This is a genomic window from Micromonospora sp. NPDC126480, assembly GCF_040302465.1.
In the GTDB taxonomy this organism is placed as follows: domain Bacteria; phylum Actinomycetota; class Actinomycetes; order Mycobacteriales; family Micromonosporaceae; genus Micromonospora.
Genome location: NZ_JBEORU010000039.1, coordinates 29,205 through 44,924 on the forward strand (window position 1 = coordinate 29,205; position 15,720 = coordinate 44,924).

Annotated in this window: 14 protein-coding genes and 1 tRNA gene; 5 read left to right on the forward strand and 10 right to left on the reverse strand. The window is 70.8% G+C overall.

Going from position 1 to position 15,720, the window contains the following annotated elements:
• Together coaE and rpsA are read right to left on the reverse strand one after the other, a co-directional pair.
• Positions 1–1,182: a dephospho-CoA kinase gene (gene coaE, locus ABTW87_RS27270; RefSeq protein ID WP_350653968.1), complete on the reverse strand. Its 1,182-nt coding sequence runs from the start codon at positions 1,180–1,182 to the stop codon at positions 1–3.
• Positions 1,183–1,428: 246 nt separating this feature from the next.
• Positions 1,429–3,012: a 30S ribosomal protein S1 gene (gene rpsA / locus ABTW87_RS27275; protein ID WP_350653970.1), complete on the reverse strand. Its 1,584-nt coding sequence runs from the start codon at positions 3,010–3,012 to the stop codon at positions 1,429–1,431.
• Between the two features lie 272 nt (positions 3,013–3,284).
• Between rpsA and ABTW87_RS27280 the strand changes: the two genes are divergently transcribed.
• From ABTW87_RS27280 to ABTW87_RS27290, 3 genes are read left to right on the forward strand one after another with little or no spacing between them, the layout of a single operon-like run.
• The gene (locus ABTW87_RS27280) at positions 3,285–4,094 is read left to right on the forward strand and encodes a class I SAM-dependent methyltransferase (protein ID WP_350653972.1); all 810 of its coding nucleotides are present in this window, start codon (positions 3,285–3,287) and stop codon (positions 4,092–4,094) included.
• Between the two features lie 39 nt (positions 4,095–4,133).
• Positions 4,134–4,352 carry a hypervirulence associated TUDOR domain-containing protein gene (locus ABTW87_RS27285; protein ID WP_350653973.1) on the forward strand — a complete coding sequence of 73 codons (219 nt, stop codon included), beginning with the start codon at positions 4,134–4,136 and terminating at the stop codon, positions 4,350–4,352.
• On the forward strand, positions 4,339–4,773 hold the full coding sequence (locus ABTW87_RS27290) for a DUF3140 domain-containing protein (protein WP_350653974.1): 435 nt from the start codon (positions 4,339–4,341) through the stop codon (positions 4,771–4,773). Before ABTW87_RS27285 ends, ABTW87_RS27290 begins: the two co-directional genes overlap by 14 nt.
• A 10-nt stretch (positions 4,774–4,783) precedes the next feature.
• Here ABTW87_RS27290 and polA read toward each other — a convergent pair whose 3' ends face one another.
• The 8 genes from polA to ABTW87_RS27330 form a co-directional block, all read right to left on the reverse strand.
• Complete coding sequence (gene polA, locus ABTW87_RS27295; protein ID WP_350653976.1) at positions 4,784–7,483, reverse strand: DNA polymerase I; 2,700 nt, start codon at positions 7,481–7,483, stop codon at positions 4,784–4,786.
• 119 nt (positions 7,484–7,602) lie between these two features.
• Positions 7,603–8,313, reverse strand: coding sequence for an ABC transporter ATP-binding protein (locus ABTW87_RS27300; protein ID WP_350653977.1), 711 nt, complete (start codon positions 8,311–8,313; stop codon positions 7,603–7,605).
• Positions 8,303–9,241, reverse strand: a complete 939-nt coding sequence (locus ABTW87_RS27305) for an ABC transporter ATP-binding protein (RefSeq protein ID WP_350653979.1) — start codon at positions 9,239–9,241, stop codon at positions 8,303–8,305. The genes ABTW87_RS27300 and ABTW87_RS27305 overlap by 11 nt, the downstream gene beginning before the upstream one ends.
• On the reverse strand, positions 9,234–10,391 hold the full coding sequence (locus tag ABTW87_RS27310) for a branched-chain amino acid ABC transporter permease (protein WP_350653980.1): 1,158 nt from the start codon (positions 10,389–10,391) through the stop codon (positions 9,234–9,236). The genes ABTW87_RS27305 and ABTW87_RS27310 overlap by 8 nt, the downstream gene beginning before the upstream one ends.
• Positions 10,388–11,371, reverse strand: a complete 984-nt coding sequence (locus tag ABTW87_RS27315) for a branched-chain amino acid ABC transporter permease (RefSeq protein ID WP_350653982.1) — start codon at positions 11,369–11,371, stop codon at positions 10,388–10,390. The genes ABTW87_RS27310 and ABTW87_RS27315 overlap by 4 nt, the downstream gene beginning before the upstream one ends.
• Before the next feature lie 61 nt (positions 11,372–11,432).
• Entirely contained in the window at positions 11,433–12,581 is a 1,149-nt protein-coding gene (locus ABTW87_RS27320; protein WP_350653984.1) for a branched-chain amino acid ABC transporter substrate-binding protein, read from the reverse strand.
• Positions 12,582–12,885: 304 nt separating this feature from the next.
• On the reverse strand, positions 12,886–14,064 hold the full coding sequence (locus tag ABTW87_RS27325; RefSeq protein WP_502891656.1) for a hypothetical protein: 1,179 nt from the start codon (positions 14,062–14,064) through the stop codon (positions 12,886–12,888).
• Between the two features lie 75 nt (positions 14,065–14,139).
• Positions 14,140–14,760 carry an ANTAR domain-containing response regulator gene (locus tag ABTW87_RS27330; RefSeq protein WP_350653986.1) on the reverse strand — a complete coding sequence of 207 codons (621 nt, stop codon included), beginning with the start codon at positions 14,758–14,760 and terminating at the stop codon, positions 14,140–14,142.
• 95 nt (positions 14,761–14,855) lie between these two features.
• On the opposite strand from ABTW87_RS27330, the gene ABTW87_RS27335 reads away from it, so the two are divergent.
• Together ABTW87_RS27335 and ABTW87_RS27340 are read left to right on the forward strand one after the other, a co-directional pair.
• A tRNA-Leu gene (locus ABTW87_RS27335) sits at positions 14,856–14,930 on the forward strand.
• 33 nt (positions 14,931–14,963) lie between these two features.
• A complete protein-coding gene (locus ABTW87_RS27340; RefSeq protein ID WP_350653987.1) occupies positions 14,964–15,713 on the forward strand; it encodes a helix-turn-helix domain-containing protein in 750 nt (249 codons plus the stop codon).
• The last annotated feature ends 7 nt before the right edge of the window (positions 15,714–15,720 follow it).

Here is a 15,720-nt window from a genome sequence, read left to right on the forward strand (position 1 = left end):
TCAGGGCCGCCAGCCGGTCTGCCCGGCCCACTCCTCCGCGCGCAGGTGCTCCTCGTCGAACCACGGGTCCTTGGCGGTGGTGTACGCGGCGCTGTCCGGCGCGGACGCCGCCAGCTCACGCTTGAGCAGCAGGTACGCGGACCGCTGGTCCGGGTCGGCCCGCAGGTGGTCCCGCATCAGCAGCGCGTAGCGCCAGCCGGGTGAGGCCGCCTCGCGGATGTGCAGGTTCACCGGCCGGCCCGGGTCGGCGCTGCCGTGCAGCCGCTTCGGCCACCGGTCCCCACCCGGAAGCCGGGGCGTGTCCCACCACTGCCCGGGCAGCCGGGGGAACCCGGCGTCCGCGAGGCGCTCGGCGAGCGGACCGTCGGCGTCGTCGAGGCGCGGCACCGTGAGCTGGATGTCGATCACGTCCTTGGCCGCCAGCCCCGGCACGGCCGTCGAGCCGATGTGGTCGATGCGCAGGTCCGCCGGTGCGAGGGCGTGCCGGATCCGGGCGGCGAGACGCGCGTACTGCTGCGGCCACGTGGGATCGGCCTCGGACAGTTGGACCTGGGTCTGGCGGACCGCCCGCCGCTCGCGGACGTTCGCCTCGTAGGGCAGCAACCGGTCCGCCCACAGGGCGTCGACCGCGGCGTGCAGCTCGGCGAGCGTGCCGTCGTTGAGCAGCACCACGTCCGCCGCCGCCCGGCGACGAGCGTCGTCGGCCTGGGCGGCGATGCGCCGCCGGGCCTCGGCCGGGTCCATCCCCCGGTCGCGGGTCAGCCGCTCCATCCGGGTCGGCACGGCCGTCTGGACGACGAGCACCAGGTGGTACGTGGCTGCGAGCCCGACCTCCACCAGCAACGGCACGTCGTTGACGACGACCGCGTCGGGCGGTGCCGCGGCGACCAGCTCGGCGGTGCGGGCCCGTACCCGCGGGTGGGTGATGGCCTCCAAGGTGCGCCGGGCCCCCGCGTCGGCGAAGATCACGGCGCCCAGAGCGGCCCGGTCGAGCGCGCCGTCCGGGCGGAGCACCCGGTCCGAGAACGCGGCGACGATCTCGGCCAGGCCTTCCGTGCCCGGCGCGACCACCTCACGGGCGACGACGTCGGCGTCCACGACCACCGCGCCCCGCTGCGCCAGCCGGCCCGCGACCGCGCTCTTGCCCGAGCCGATTCCGCCGGTCAGTCCCACCCTCAGCACCGCACCAGTCAACCGGATCAAGCCCCACCCCGCCAACCCGCCGCTCCCCCTCGCCCCCTCCCTCCCGCGATCTTGCACTTCGTGCCCGCGAGACGCGGCTTTCGCGGCTCACGTCGGGGCGGAAACTGCAAGATCGCGACCGGGGTGGGGAAAGGGCCCCGTCTCCGGCGATCTCTCGATCGCGGGGGACGGGGCCCTTTCAGTGACTGCGCCCGGCCGCTGCGCGGCGACCCGGACTGCGTCGGGTCACTTGCCGCCGGCGAGCTTCTCCCGCAGCGCGGCGAGCGCCTCGTCGGTGGCGAGGGTGCCGGCCGGCTCCTCGGCCTGCCGGCTCGGGGCCGGGCTGGTCGTGGTGGTGGTGCCGGTGGCCGGGGCCGGGTTGGCGGCGGCCTCGGCGTCGGCGGCGCGGGAGGTCTGCACCTGCTTCTGGTGCGCCTCCCAGCGCTGACGCGCCTCGGCGTACTGCGTCTCCCAGGTCTCGCGCTGCTTCTCGTAGCCCTCGAGCCACTCGCCCGTCTCCGGGTCGAAGCCCTCCGGGTAGATGTAGTTGCCCTCGGCGTCGTAGGTGGCGGCCATGCCGTAGAGGGTCGGGTCGAAGTGCTCCTCGCCCTCGACGAAGCCCTCGTTGGCCTGCTTCAGCGACAGCGAGATCCGGCGACGCTCGAGGTCGATGTCGATGACCTTGACCATGACCTCGGAGCCGACCTGGACGACCTGCTCCGGGATCTCCACGTGGCGCTCGGCCAGCTCGGAGATGTGGACCAGACCCTCGATGCCGTCGTCGACCCGGACGAACGCGCCGAACGGCACCAGCTTGGTGACCTTACCGGGCACGATCTGCTGGATCGCGTGGGTGCGGGCGAACTGGCGCCACGGGTCCTCCTGGGTCGCCTTCAGCGACAGCGAGACCCGCTCGCGGTCCAGGTCGACGTCCAGGACCTCGACCTCGACCTCCTGGCCCACCTCGACGACCTCGGACGGGTGGTCGATGTGCTTCCAGGACAGCTCGGAGACGTGCACCAGGCCGTCCACGCCGCCCAGGTCGACGAACGCGCCGAAGTTGACGATCGAGGAGACGACGCCCTTGCGGACCTGGCCCTTCTGCAGCTTGTTGAGGAACTCGGTGCGTACCTCGGACTGCGTCTGCTCCAGCCAGGCCCGGCGGGACAGGACCACGTTGTTGCGGTTCTTGTCCAGCTCGATGATCTTGGCTTCGAGCTCGCGGCCGACGTACGGCTGCAGGTCACGCACGCGGCGCATCTCGACCAGGGAGGCCGGCAGGAAGCCGCGCAGCCCGATGTCGAGGATGAGGCCACCCTTGACCACCTCGATGACCGAGCCGCGGACGACGCCGTCCTCGTCCTTGATCTTCTCGATCGTGCCCCAGGCGCGCTCGTACTGGGCGCGCTTCTTCGAGAGGATCAGACGCCCCTCCTTGTCCTCCTTCTGGAGGACAAGGGCCTCGATGTGGTCACCGACCGAGACGACCTCGGCGGGATCCACGTCGTGCTTGATCGACAGCTCCCGAGAGGGGATGACGCCCTCGGTCTTGTAGCCGATGTCGAGCAGGACCTCGTCCCGATCGACCTTGACGACGGTGCCTTCGACAATGTCGCCGTCGTTGAAGTACTTGATGGTCTCGTCGATCGCGGCGAGGAAAGCCTCCTCTGAACCGAGATCGTCGACGGTGACCTTGGTGGCGCTCGAGGGGGCCTCGATGCTGCTCGTCATGTGGGCGGTTGCTCCGGTCGGTGGGTTGTCATCGCGGACGTGGGCCGCGGTGACCTGTTCGCGCCAGCGGATCCGCCGCCGGGCACAACGAACAATCACCAAGTGAGATCATGATGAAGCTCCGCCTGTGGTCCCGGAGACCGCGCACCTGCTCCCTGCCGAGGCACACGATCCGCGAGCGCATCGTCTAGCCTACCCGCTGCATTACCACAGCGTGCAAGCCCTCCCACCTCATCGCCACCTCGTCAGCTGCGAAAGCGGAGATTTCGCCCGGAACTCGCCTCGGCTGTCACGCTGGTCACACCCGTCCCACCGGTCACCGTAGCGGCCCCGCCGGCCGGCGGCGAGCCGGCGCCGCCTAGCGTGAGGCGGTGGACGACGACAGCCGGGTGACCCGCCGCGCCGTCGGCGACGCCGAGGCGCGCCGGGCCAACCGCCGCTGGTGGGACGCCGACGCCGACGCCTACCAGACCGAGCACGGGACGTTCCTCGGCGAGGTGGACTTCGTCTGGTGCCCGGAAGGGCTGCGCGAGCAGGACGCCCGGCTGCTCGGCGAACTGAGCGGGCAGCGCGTGCTGGAACTCGGCGCCGGCGCCGCCGCGGCGGCCCGCTGGCTCGCCACGCAGGGCGCCCGGCCGGTCGCCCTGGACCTGTCCGCCGGCATGTTGCGGCACGCCGCGCTCGCCGCCGACCGCACCGGCGTACGCGTGCCGCTGGTGCAGGCCGACGCGCTGGCCCTGCCGTTCGCCGACGGCGCGTTCGACGTGGTGTGCACGGCGTTCGGGGCGGTGCCGTTCGTCGCCGACTCGGCGGCCGTGATGCGGGAGGTCGCCCGGGTGCTGCGCCCGGGCGGGCGCTGGGTCTTCTCGGTGACCCACCCGATGCGCTGGATCTTCCTCGACGATCCCGGGGAGGCCGGGCTGGCGGCGGTGCACTCGTACTTCGACCGCTCGCCCTACGTGGAGCAGGACGAGCACGGGGTCGCCACGTACGTCGAGCAGCACCGCACGCTGGGCGACCGGGTCCGCGAGCTGGTCGGCGCCGGTTTCCGGCTGGTGGACCTGGTGGAGCCGGAGTGGCCGCCGGGGCACGAGGGGATCTGGGGCCAGTGGAGCCCGCTGCGCGGCCGGCTGTTCCCCGGCACCGCCATCTTCGTCGCCGAGAAGCCGTCGGGCCGGTAGCGGTCGTTTCCGCCACCGCGCGCCGGGTACCCGGGCGGCATGGCCGAGCAGGAGTTCCACGAGGGTGACCACGTGTCCTGGGCCAGCCACAGCGGCCGGGCGTACGGCGTGGTCAAGGAGAAGTTGATCGACCGGACCCACGTCCGGGGGCACACCGTCGACGCCTCGCCGGACGACCCCCAGTACCGCATCCGCAACGACCATTCGGGGCGGGACGTCGTCCACCGGCCGGAGGTGCTGCGCCGTGAGCCGTCGTGACGATGATCCGCAGGAGACGTACCGGGAGTTCACCGAGGCGGTGAACATGAAGCCGGGCGAGCTGTCGAAGTGGCTGGAGACCGACGAGTCGAAGCACGTCGGCTGGCGCAAGGGCGGCACCAGGGGCGGCGAGTCGGTCGGGCACGAGTCCGGCCGGCGGATCATCGACCTGCTGCGGCGCAAGCGCAGCGAGCTGTCCGAGGCCGACTACCGGCACATGCGCAAGGTCGTCGGCTACGTCCGGCGGCACATGGCGCAGCGGCCGAGCGGTGACGTCCGCGAGACCCGTTGGCGCTACTCCCTGATGAACTGGGGCCACGACCCGGTCAAGGGCCCGCTGCCGCCGCCGGGCGGCCCGTCCCGCAAGGCGCTGCAGCGGCACGGCGCCCCGCCGAAGGAGCGCCGGGGCCCCGGACGCTGACCCGCGGAGGTCAGTGGTCGGCGCTGTTCCAGTCCCGGCCCTCGCCGACCGACACCTCCAGCGGCACCGACAGCGGGTACGCCCCGCCCATCCTCCGCCGCACCAGGTCCTCGAGGGCCTCCCGCTCGCCCGGGGCGACCTCGAAGACCAGCTCGTCGTGCACCTGAAGCAGCATCCGGGAACGCAGCCCCGCCTCGCGCAGGGCCGTGTCGACGTGCAGCATCGCGACCTTGATGATGTCGGCGGCGGAACCCTGGATCGGGGCGTTGAGCGCCATCCGCTCGGCCATCTCGCGCCGCTGCCGGTTGTCGCTGACCAGGTCGGGCAGGTAGCGCCGGCGGCCGAGGATCGTCTCCGTGTAGCCGTCGTGGCGGGCCCGCGCGACGACCTCCTGCAGGTAGTCGCGCACCCCGCCGAACCCGGCGAAGTAGTCCTCCATCAGGCCACGCGCCTCCTCGGCGGTGATGCCGAGCTGCTGGGACAGACCGAAGGCGCTCAGCCCGTAGGCCAGGCCGTAGTTCATCGCCTTGATCTTGCGCCGCTGGTCGGCGGTGACCGCCTCCACCGGCACCTTGAACACCGACGACGCGGTGGCGGCGTGGAAGTCCCGGCCGGAGTTGAACGCCTCGATCAGGGCGTCGTCCGCCGACAGGTGCGCCATGATCCGCATCTCGATCTGGCTGTAGTCGGCAGTGAGCAGGCACTCGAACCCCTCGCCGACCACGAACGCCCGGCGGATCCGCCGGCCCTCCTCGGTGCGGATCGGGATGTTCTGCAGGTTGGGCTCGGTGGAGGAGAGCCGACCGGTGGCCGCCACCGTCTGGTTGAAGGTGGTGTGGATGCGGCCGTCGTCGGAGACGGACTTGAGCAGGCCGTCCACCGTGGTCTTGAGCTTCGCCACGTCCCGGTGGCGCAGCAGGTGCGCCAGCACCGGGTGCGGGTTCTGCGCGTAGAGCCACTGCAGGGCGTCCGCGTCGGTGGTGTAGCCGGTCTTGATCCGCTTGGTCTTGGGCAGACCCAGCTCACCGAAGAGGATCTCCTGCAGCTGCTTCGGCGAGCCCAGGTTGAACTCCCGGCCCACCGCCTCGTACGCGCCCTGCGCGGCGGCCTTCACCTCGGCGGCGAAGTGCGCCTCCAACTCGGACAGGTAGTGCGTGTCGGCGGCGATGCCGGTGCGCTCCATGCCGGCGAGCACCCGCATCAGCGGCAGCTCCACCCCGGCCATCAACCGGGCCGACTGTTCGCCGTCGCGGGACAGCTCGGCGTCGATCGCGTCGGCCAGGTCGAGGGTGGCCCGGGCCCGCAGCATCAAATTCTGTTCGGCTTCGCCGTCGTCGCCGAGGCCCGCGAGGGTGAGCTGACCGTTGTCCGGCGTGTCGACCCGCAGCTCGCGGTGCAGGTAACGCAGGGCCAGGTCGGTGAGGTCGTAGGACCGCTGGTCGGGCCGGGCCAGGTAGGCGGCGATCTGGGTGTCCCGGGCGATGCCCTCGAGCGCCCAGCCGTGCGCGGCGAACGCGAGCACCGCCGGCTTGCTGTCGTGCAGCACCTTGGGGCGGGTCTCGTCGGCCAACCACCCGGCCAGGGCGGACTCGTCGGCGGCAGCCAGCCGGGCCGGGTCGAACCACGCCCCCGCCCCGGCGGCGGTGGCCACCGCCAGCCCGGTCACCGAGGCGGTGTGCCGCCGGTTCGGACCGGTGTCCAGGGTGACCGCGACACCCACGGGCGTGCCGGCCGGCGCGTGGGCGCCCAGCCAGGCGGCCAGCGCTCCGGGCTCGGTGAGCACCTCGCCGGCGAGGTCGAAGCCCGCCTCGGCCTCCGGCTCCACGGCTTCCAGGTACTGGTACAACCGGTCCCGGAGGATGCGGAACTCCAGGGTGTCGAAGACCTGGTGGACCGCCTCCCGGTCCCACCCGGCCCAGCGCGCGTCCTCCGGGCGCAGCGGCAGCTCCAGGTCGGACACCAGGCAGTTGATCTCGTAGTTGCGGATCACGTCGGCGAGCCGCTCCCGCAGGCTCTCGCCGGCCTTGCCCTTGATCTCGTCGGCCCGCGCGACGACCCCCTCCACGCCGCCGTAGGTGGCGATCCACTTGGCGGCGGTCTTGGGCCCGACGCCCGGGATGCCGGGCAGGTTGTCGCTGGTCTCACCGACCAGCGCGGCCAGGTCGCGGTAGCGCTCCGGGGGCACCCCGTACTTCGTCTCGACCGCCGCCGGGTCCATCCGGGCCAGGTCGGAGACACCCTTGCGGGGGTAGAGCACCGTGATGGCGTCGCCGACGAGCTGGAAGGCGTCCCGGTCGCCGGTGGTGATCAGCACCTCCATGCCCTGGTCACGGGCCTGGCAGGCGAGGGTGGCGATGACGTCGTCGGCCTCGTAGCCCTCCTTCTCGACCACCGGGACGCGCAGCGCCGCCAGGACCTCCTTGACCAGGCTGACCTGGCCCTTGAAGTCGGTCGGGGTCTCGCTGCGGCCGGCCTTGTACTCCGCGTACTTCTCGGTGCGGAAGGAGCGCCGGGACACGTCGAACGCCACGACGATGTGGGTGGGCCGCTCGTCGCGCAGCACGTTGATCAGCATGGAGGTGAAGCCGTAGACCGCGTTGGTCGGCTGGCCCGTCGTGGTGGAGAAGTTCTCCACCGGCAGGGCGAAGAACGCCCGGTATGCCAGGGAGTGTCCGTCGACGAGGAGCAGGCGCGGCGTCGTAGCTGTCACGGTGGCGACTCTAGTCCGTACCCCCGACAGGCCCCGGCGGCGGCACCGGGCCGCCGGGGTGGAAAACCCGGCGGCCGGCCGCCCCCCGACGGGACGACCGGCCGCGCGGTGCGGTGACGTCAGGCGACGCCGAGGTACGCCTCCTTGACCGCCGGGTCGTGCAGCAGGTCCTGGCCGGTGCCCTCCTTGACGATCCGGCCGGTTTCCAGCACGTAGCCCCGGTGGGCGCGGGAGAGCGCCTGCTGGGCGTTCTGCTCCACCAGCAGGATCGTGGTGCCCTGCTGGTTGATCTCCGTGATGATGTCGAAGATCTGCTGGATGATCATCGGGGCGAGGCCCATCGAGGGCTCGTCCAGCAGCAGCAACTTCGGCCGGCTCATCAGGGCCCGGCCGACGGCCAGCATCTGCTGCTCACCGCCGGAGAGCGTGCCGCCCGGCTGCTTCCGCCGCTCCCGCAGCCGCGGGAACATGTCCAGGACCCGCTCCAGGTCGGCCGCGATCCCGGCGTGGTCCCGCCGGGTGTACGCGCCCATGTCCAGGTTCTCCAGCACCGTCATGCCGGGGAAGATCTGCCGGCCCTCGGGCGACTGGCACAGGCCCCGGACCACCCGCAGGTCGGCCCGGAGCTTGCTGATGTCCTCGCCGTTGAACGTGATCCGGCCGCCGGAGAGGGAACGCGTGCCGGAGATGGCCCGCATCGTGGTGGTCTTGCCGGCGCCGTTCGCGCCGATCAGCGCCACCACCTCGCCCTCGTCGACGGTGAGGCTGATGCCGTGCAGCGCCTCGATCCGGCCGTACGACACAGTGACGTTGTCCAGCTCAAGCAGCATCGGCGGGCTCCCCCAGGTACGCGGCGATCACCCGCGGGTCACGGCTGACCTCAGCCGGCGCGCCCTCGGCGATCTTGCGGCCGAACTCCAGCACGACGATCCGCTCGGTGACGTCCATGACCAGGCGCATGTCGTGCTCGATCAACAGCACGGTGACGCCCATGTCCCGGATCTTCCGGATCAGGTCGTTCAGCTGCTCCTTCTCGGCCGGGTTGAAGCCGGCCGCCGGCTCGTCCAGGCAGATCAGCTTCGGCTCGGTGCCGAGCGCCCGGGCGATCTCCAGCCGGCGCTGGTAGCCGTACGGCAGGTTGCGCGCGGCGTCGTTGGCCCGGTCGGCGATGCCGACGAACCGCAGCAGGCCCATCGCCTTCTCCTCGGCCGCCCGCTCCTCCAGGACGTGCCGGGACAGGCCGAACGTCTTGGCGAAGCTGCGCCGCACCTGCTGCCAGGTGCGCACGACACCGCCGCTCGCGGTGACCTGCGGCAGTTCCTCCGGCTTGGGCCGCCTACGCGGGATCCGGAACAGCGCCCCGGGCACGCTGGTCTTGTGCCGGGAGTCCGTGCCGACGATGACGTTCTCCAGCGCGGACATCTCCGGGAAGAGGCGGATGTTCTGGAACGTCCGGGAGATGCCCAGCCGGCTGATCTGGTGCGGCTTGCGCCCGGTCACCCGCTGCTCGCGGAACCGGACCGCACCGGACGTCGGCTTGTAGACGCCGGTCATCACGTTGAAGCAGGTCGTCTTGCCGGCACCGTTCGGGCCGATCAGGCCGAGGATCTCGCCCTCGTGGATCTCGAAGCTGATCCCGTCGAGGGCGACCACGCCGCCGAAGCGGAGCGTGACGTTGTCGATCTCCAGCAGCGGCTTGCGCGGGCCCGGCTGCGCCGGGATCTTCGGCGCCGCCGTGGTGGTGGTCTCATCAGACATGAGCGGGCGCCTCCTCCGCCTCCGCCGCGCGGTCCTTCAACTCGCGGGCACGTCGCCGGCTGGGGATCAGACCCTGCGGGCGCAGGATCATCACCAGCACCATCGCCAGGCCGAACGCCAACCACCGGTAGTCGGCGATCTCCCGGAACCGCTCCGGCAGGTACGCCAGCAGCACCGCACCCAGCGACACGCCGACCATGTTGCCCGAACCACCCACGACGACCATCGCCACGAACAGGATTGAGAGGTTGACGTTGAACTGGGTCGGGTCGATGAACGCGTACCGGCTGCCGAACAGGAAGCCGGCGAAGCCGCCCAGCGCCGCGCCGATGGCGAACGCCCAGAGTTTGAACTTGAACGGGTAGACGCCCATCACCGCGGCGGCGTCCTCGTCCTCGCGGATCGCCAGCCAGGACCGGCCGACCCGGCTGTGCTCCAGCCGGCGCACCGCGAACACCATCACCAGGACGACCGTCAGCGCCAGCCAGTACCACGGCTTGACGTCGACCAGCCCGAAGATCTGGTTGTCCGGCGACGGCGGGCCCTCCGGCCCGGGAATCGCCGAGATGCCCTGCGGGCCGTTCGTGACGTTCTCGGAGTTCCGCGCCACGATCCGGATGATCTCGCCGAAGCCCAGCGTCACGATGGCCAGGTAGTCACCGCGCAGCCGCAGCGTCGGCCAGCCCAGCAGCACCCCGGAGATCAGTGCCAGCACCAGAGCGATGAACGCGCAGACCGCCCAGGTGACCGCCCAGGTCGGGGGCAGGTCGAACTCCTGCTGGAACCACTTGACGACCGGCGAGTTCACCGAGCCGAACAGCGCGACGGCGTACGCGCCGATCGCGAAGAAGCCGATGTAGCCCAGGTCGAGCAGGCCGGCAAGACCGATCACGACGTTCAGGCCGATCGCCACCAGCACGTAGACGGCGCAGGTGAACAGCACACCGGCCCAGTTGCTGCCGCCGGAGATCGAGTCGGTCCGCAGCCAGGTCAGCCCCGGAATGCCGAGCAGCGGCAGGTAGTAGAGGAACACCACGAAGGCGAGGAAACCCAGGGCGCGCTGCCACTTGGGCAGTGCCCGCCAGCGGTCGCCGACCGCCGCCAGGGCACCGACACGCCGGCGATCGGCGTTGCGAAGCTTGTCGATCATGCTCGGGCCCTCCCCAGCGACTCGCCCAGCAGACCGGTCGGGCGGAACATCAGCACCACGACCAGCACCACGAACGCGATGACGTCCTCCCAGTTGGACGCGAAGAGCGTGGCGCCGTAGACCTCGACGATGCCGAGGACGAAACCGCCAAGCAGCGCGCCGCGCAGGTTGCCGATGCCGCCGAGCACGGCCGCCGTGAACGCCTTCAGGCCGAGCACGAAGCCGATGCTGCTCTGGGTGAAGCCGAACCGCATGCTCCACAGCAGCGCCGCGGCACCGGCCATGATCCCGCCGAGCACGAAGATCAGCATGATCACGCGCTCCTGGTTGACGCCCATCAGGGCCGCCGTCTCGGGGTTCTGCGCCACCGCCCGCACGCCCCGGCCGTAACGGGTCTTGTTGATGAACCAGTCCAGGACCGCCATCATCGCGACGGCCGCCACGAAGACAGTCAGCTGAATGTTGTTGATCTCGGTGCCGAAGATGGTGAACAGCGTCTTCTGCTCGAAGATCGTCGGCATGCCGAGAATGATCCGCTCCCGCGCGAACATCGACGGCACCACGTCACCCAGGAGCCTCGGCAGCAGCAGGCCGAAGACCTCGACCAGCACCAGCGACAGGCCGATCGCGGTGATCAGGAAGATGAGCGGCGGAGCGTTCTTGCGCCGCAGCGGTCGGTACGCGATCCGTTCGATCGCCAGGGCCGTGCCGCCCGAGGCCAGCGCCGCGACGATCAGGCCGAGCACCAGGAACAGCACCGCCTGGCCGACCGGAGGGTTATTTTCCACGCCGAACGCGGTCCACAGACCGAGCACCGCGAAGGTGCCGACCATGAACACCTCGGAGTGGGCGAAGTTGATCAGACGCAGGACGCCGTAGACAAGGGTGTAGCCCAGAGCGATCAGGGCGTAGATCGCTCCTTTGGACAACCCGTCGACGGTGTGCTGGCCGATGTGGCCGAAGAGGTCGTCGAAATTCACCGGGGTCTCCTTGCATCGAGTGCGGCCGGGGTGAACACCCCGGCCGCACTCCCAATGCTGGTCAGCTGAGCTTCAGCTCCTGCAGCGGCTCGAACGTCGTGCCCTTGATCTGGTACGACCAGATCACGACCTTGCTCGGGTCGACGTCGCCGTTGTCAGCGAACTTGATGTACTTCGACACGCCCTGCTTGTCGTACGACTTCACGTACTCCAGGATCTCGGCGCGGGTCTTCTTGCCGTCCTTGAAGGCGTCCGCGAAGATCTTCGCGGCGTCGAAGCCCTCAGCACCGTACGAACCCGGGGCCTGGCCGAACTCCTTCTGGTAGTCGGCCGAGAAGGTGCCGCCGGCCTTGTCCGCCGGGAGGCACGGGCAGGTGATGATGGAGCCCTCGGCGCCGCCGGAGGCACCCTGCGGGAACGCCGGGTCGTAGAGACCGTCCGGGCCGACGAACTTCGCCTGCACGCCGGCGGCGCGCATCTGGCGGACCAGCGGAGACGCCTCACGGGTGTAGCCGCCGTAGAAGACGAAGTCGGCGCCCGCCGCCTTGATCTTCGAGATCGTCGCGTCGAACTGCGACTGCCGCTCCTGGATCTTGTCGCTGCCGGCGAGCGCGGCGCCCAGGTTCTTGGTCAGCTCGGCGGTGATGCCCGCGCCGTACGCGCTGCCGTCGTCGATGAGGAACACCTTCTGCGCGTTCTGCGACTTCAGGTACGTCGCCACCGCGCCGGCCTGGGTGCCGTCGTTGCCGACCACCCGGAAGAACGACTTGTTGCCCTTCTGGGTCAGGTCGGTCCGGGTCGCCGACGGGGCGACCATCGCCATGCCCGCGGCCTCGTAGACCGGCATCGTCGCGTCGGACTCACCGGAGAAGTGACCACCGATGACACCGAGGAACGACTGGTCACCGGCGACCTGGTTCGCGACCGGGGTCGCCTGCGCCGGGTCACCCTGCGTGTCGAACTCGACCATCTCGACCTTGCAGTCCGGGTTGGCCTCGTTGTGCTGCTTGATCGCCAGCTTCGCGCCGTTCAGCGACGGCAGCACCAGACCCGCGTTGTCACCGCTGAACGCGCCGAAGATGGCGATCTTGCCGCCGCAGTCGCCCGACGCGGTCCCACCGTCACCGCCAGAGTCCTGGCACCCCGCGGCGGCGACCAGCACCGCGGCGAGCGCGGCAGTACCCAGCGCCCTTGAATAGCTACGCCTCACGGCTTCCTGACCTCCTCCAGAAGCAGGTCGGCGCCTGACTGCGAGGGGTGACGACAGACCATCCCGCGACCACCACCACCGGCAGGGACGCCCCCTGCGTTACGGCTCGTGATGGCGGAGCGTACCGACACTCACACCCGCTAGGAAGGGCCTGACGCGGGGTCTGCGAAACCGTTACGAAGACGTGCGCGATCGACCCGGAAGCCGTAACAGGTCAATCCCCTGACCGGTCCTTAGACAGTTGCCGTCCGGAAAGTGAGACGGTTTCGGACGCTCCCATCCCGGATACCGGCACACCGCGCTCTCAGCAGTCCGACTCTGCCGGAGCCCCCCACAGCCGCCCACCCTCGCCGTCGTCCGTCGCCACCCACCAGCGGTCACCCACCGCGACCACCGTGACGTCCTGATCGATCCCCGTCGGCACCGCGACCGGCAGCGCCACCTCCCGCCACGACCCACCCCGGTCCCCGGAACACCACAGCGCGTGCCGCGCTCCGTCCGAGACCGCCGCCAGGAGCCCCCCGCCCCCGGAAGCGAGACCGGCGACCGACGGCACCCCCGACGAACCCGCCGCGCCCAGCCCGCCGGCCGCGACCCAGTCGCCCCCGTCCCGCCGCCAGGCGCCGAACGCCCGGCCCCGCAGCCCGACCGCCACCGGGCCACCGCCGTCGAGGGCGACCCGCTGCAACTCCTCGTACTCCGTCGTGCCGGGCAGCACCGTGCGCTGCCAGGACCGCCCGTCACCGGAAGTCCACACCGCCGGATCCCGATCGATCCGGCCCGGCGGCAACAGCCCGCCCACCGCCACCCACCCCGTCTGGCCGGCCGCCACCACGTCGAACGCCCAGGTGACGCCCCGCTCGTCGGTCGCCAGCCCGGGGGCGCCCTCGACGAGGTCGAACTCCGCCGCGTCCGGCGACACCCACGCCGCCGCGCCGCTGGACCGGTTTCCCACGATCAGCCACCCGGCGCCGCCGCCGGCCAGCCGGGACACGTTCACCGCCTTCGGCCCGCCGTACGTCTCGAACGACGCCGCCTGCACCTCGACAAGCGTCCCGTCCGAACGCTGCCGCCAGGTGCTCACCCGGGGGTTGCCGTGCGCGCCGCCGACCTTGCCGCCGACCACGGCGGCCACCCCGTCCCGGCAGCCGACCGAGAACAGCACGCTCTGCCGGCCGTAGAAGGAGTCCGCGGCCACCGGCACCGACGCCCAGGCCACACCGTCAGTGCTGGACCAGGCGGCCGGGCGGGTCGCCCCGGACGGGTCGGTCACACCGCCGACCGCGTACCACCCGCCCTGGCACGCGACCGCGTCGCGCAGCAGCACGCGACCCGGCGGGCCCGGCGGGGCCGGCAGATCGACCTGCGACCACGCCGGACGCAGCGGCTCGGGCGGCGGGTCACCATCCACTGTGGTCGCCCGCTCGCAGCCGGCCGGCAACAGCACCGCGACAGCCGCGAGCAACGCCGTCCACCACCGCATCCGCACGGATGCAATGCTATCGATCATCCCGCGCGGCGCGAGGGCCACAACGGCAGCGGTGGCCCGGAGAGAACGTCAGGTGGCCGGTCGGGTCACCTCACCGCCGGCGGTCTCCTGAAGGATCCGCTCGGCGACCTCCTTCATGGTCATCCGGTGGTCCATCGCCGTGCGCTGGATCCACTTGAACGCCTGCGGCTCGGTCATCCCGTAGGTCGTCATCAGCGCGCCCTTGGCGCGCTCGACGGTCTTGCGCACCTCGAGGCGGTCGGTCAGCCCGGCGACCTCCGACTCCAGCGCGGCGATCTCCGAGTAGCGCGACAGCGCGATCTCCACCGCCGGGACCAGGTCGCTCTTCTGGAAGGGCTTCACCAGGTACGCCATCGCGCCGGCCGCCCGCGCCCGCTCCACCAGGTCCCGCTGGCTGAACGCGGTCAGGATGATCACCGGGGCGATCCGGGCGCCGGCGATCCGCTCGGCGGCGGCCAGCCCGTCCATGATCGGCATCTTGATGTCGAGGATGACCAGGTCGGGCTTCAGCTCCTCGGCGAGCCGCACGGCCGTCTCGCCGTCACCGGCCTCCCCGACGACCTCGTAGCCCTCCTCGGCGAGCATCTCGGCGAGGTCCAGCCGGATGAGCGCCTCGTCCTCGGCGATCAGTACCCGCCTGCGCTCGGCATCCGTCTGCGTCTCGGCCACGAGCCACTCCCACCAGTCCGTACCCGACACCCGACCGACCGGGTGCCGCGACCCTTAGCGTAGTGGGTACCCTATTCAGGCAGGATCACGGAGCGGCCCCCGTAGCCCAACTGGCATGAGGCAATGCACTCAAACTGCATAAAGTGTGGGTTCGAGTCCCACCGGGGGCACAAAGTGTCATACAGGCGTTCGAAGATGCGTCGATGCATCCGCTCGAACTTCGTCTCCGTGCGCGCCAACGCTTCCTGGCGGGCCACACCGTGGCGGACGTCGCCAACCACTTCGGCCTGCCATACCCCACGGTCCGCCACTGGTGCAAAGACCGGCCCGAGCCGAAACAGTGGGGCAGCCAGGTGCGGTGTTTCCGCTGCCGAGACGATGTCGACAATCCGACAAGCCCACCGGCCTACGCCTACCTGCTCGGCCTCTACCTGGGCGATGGTCACTTGGTCACCACGGGTCGTGTGCCCGTCCTCCGCATCTACTGCTCCGACTCCTGGCCCAACCTGATCGACCTTTGCGAAAAGGCGATGAGGGAGGTGTTGGCTAGCTCGGTACAGCGGGTGCAGAAGAAGGGCTGCGTCGGCGTACAGAGCTACGCGATGCACTGGCCCTGCCTGCTGCCGCAGCACGGGCCGGGCAAGAAGCACGAACGGCCTATCGTTCTCGCCGACTGGCAGCGCGAGATCGTCGAAGCCCACGCTGGCAGCCTCTTACGCGGCTTGTTCCACTCGGACGGATGCCGAGTCAACAACCGGGTGACGACGCGCGGCAGAAACTACGTCTACCCGCGCTACATGTTCACCAACGAGTCCACCGACATCATGCGGCTCTGCCAGTGGGGGCTGGACCTGCTCGGCATCGCCTGGCGGATGAACCGCCGGAATTCGCTGTCCGTCGCCCGCCGGGAGGCGGTCGCAGCCCTCGACGTACACGTCGGACCGAAGTTCTGACCGAACG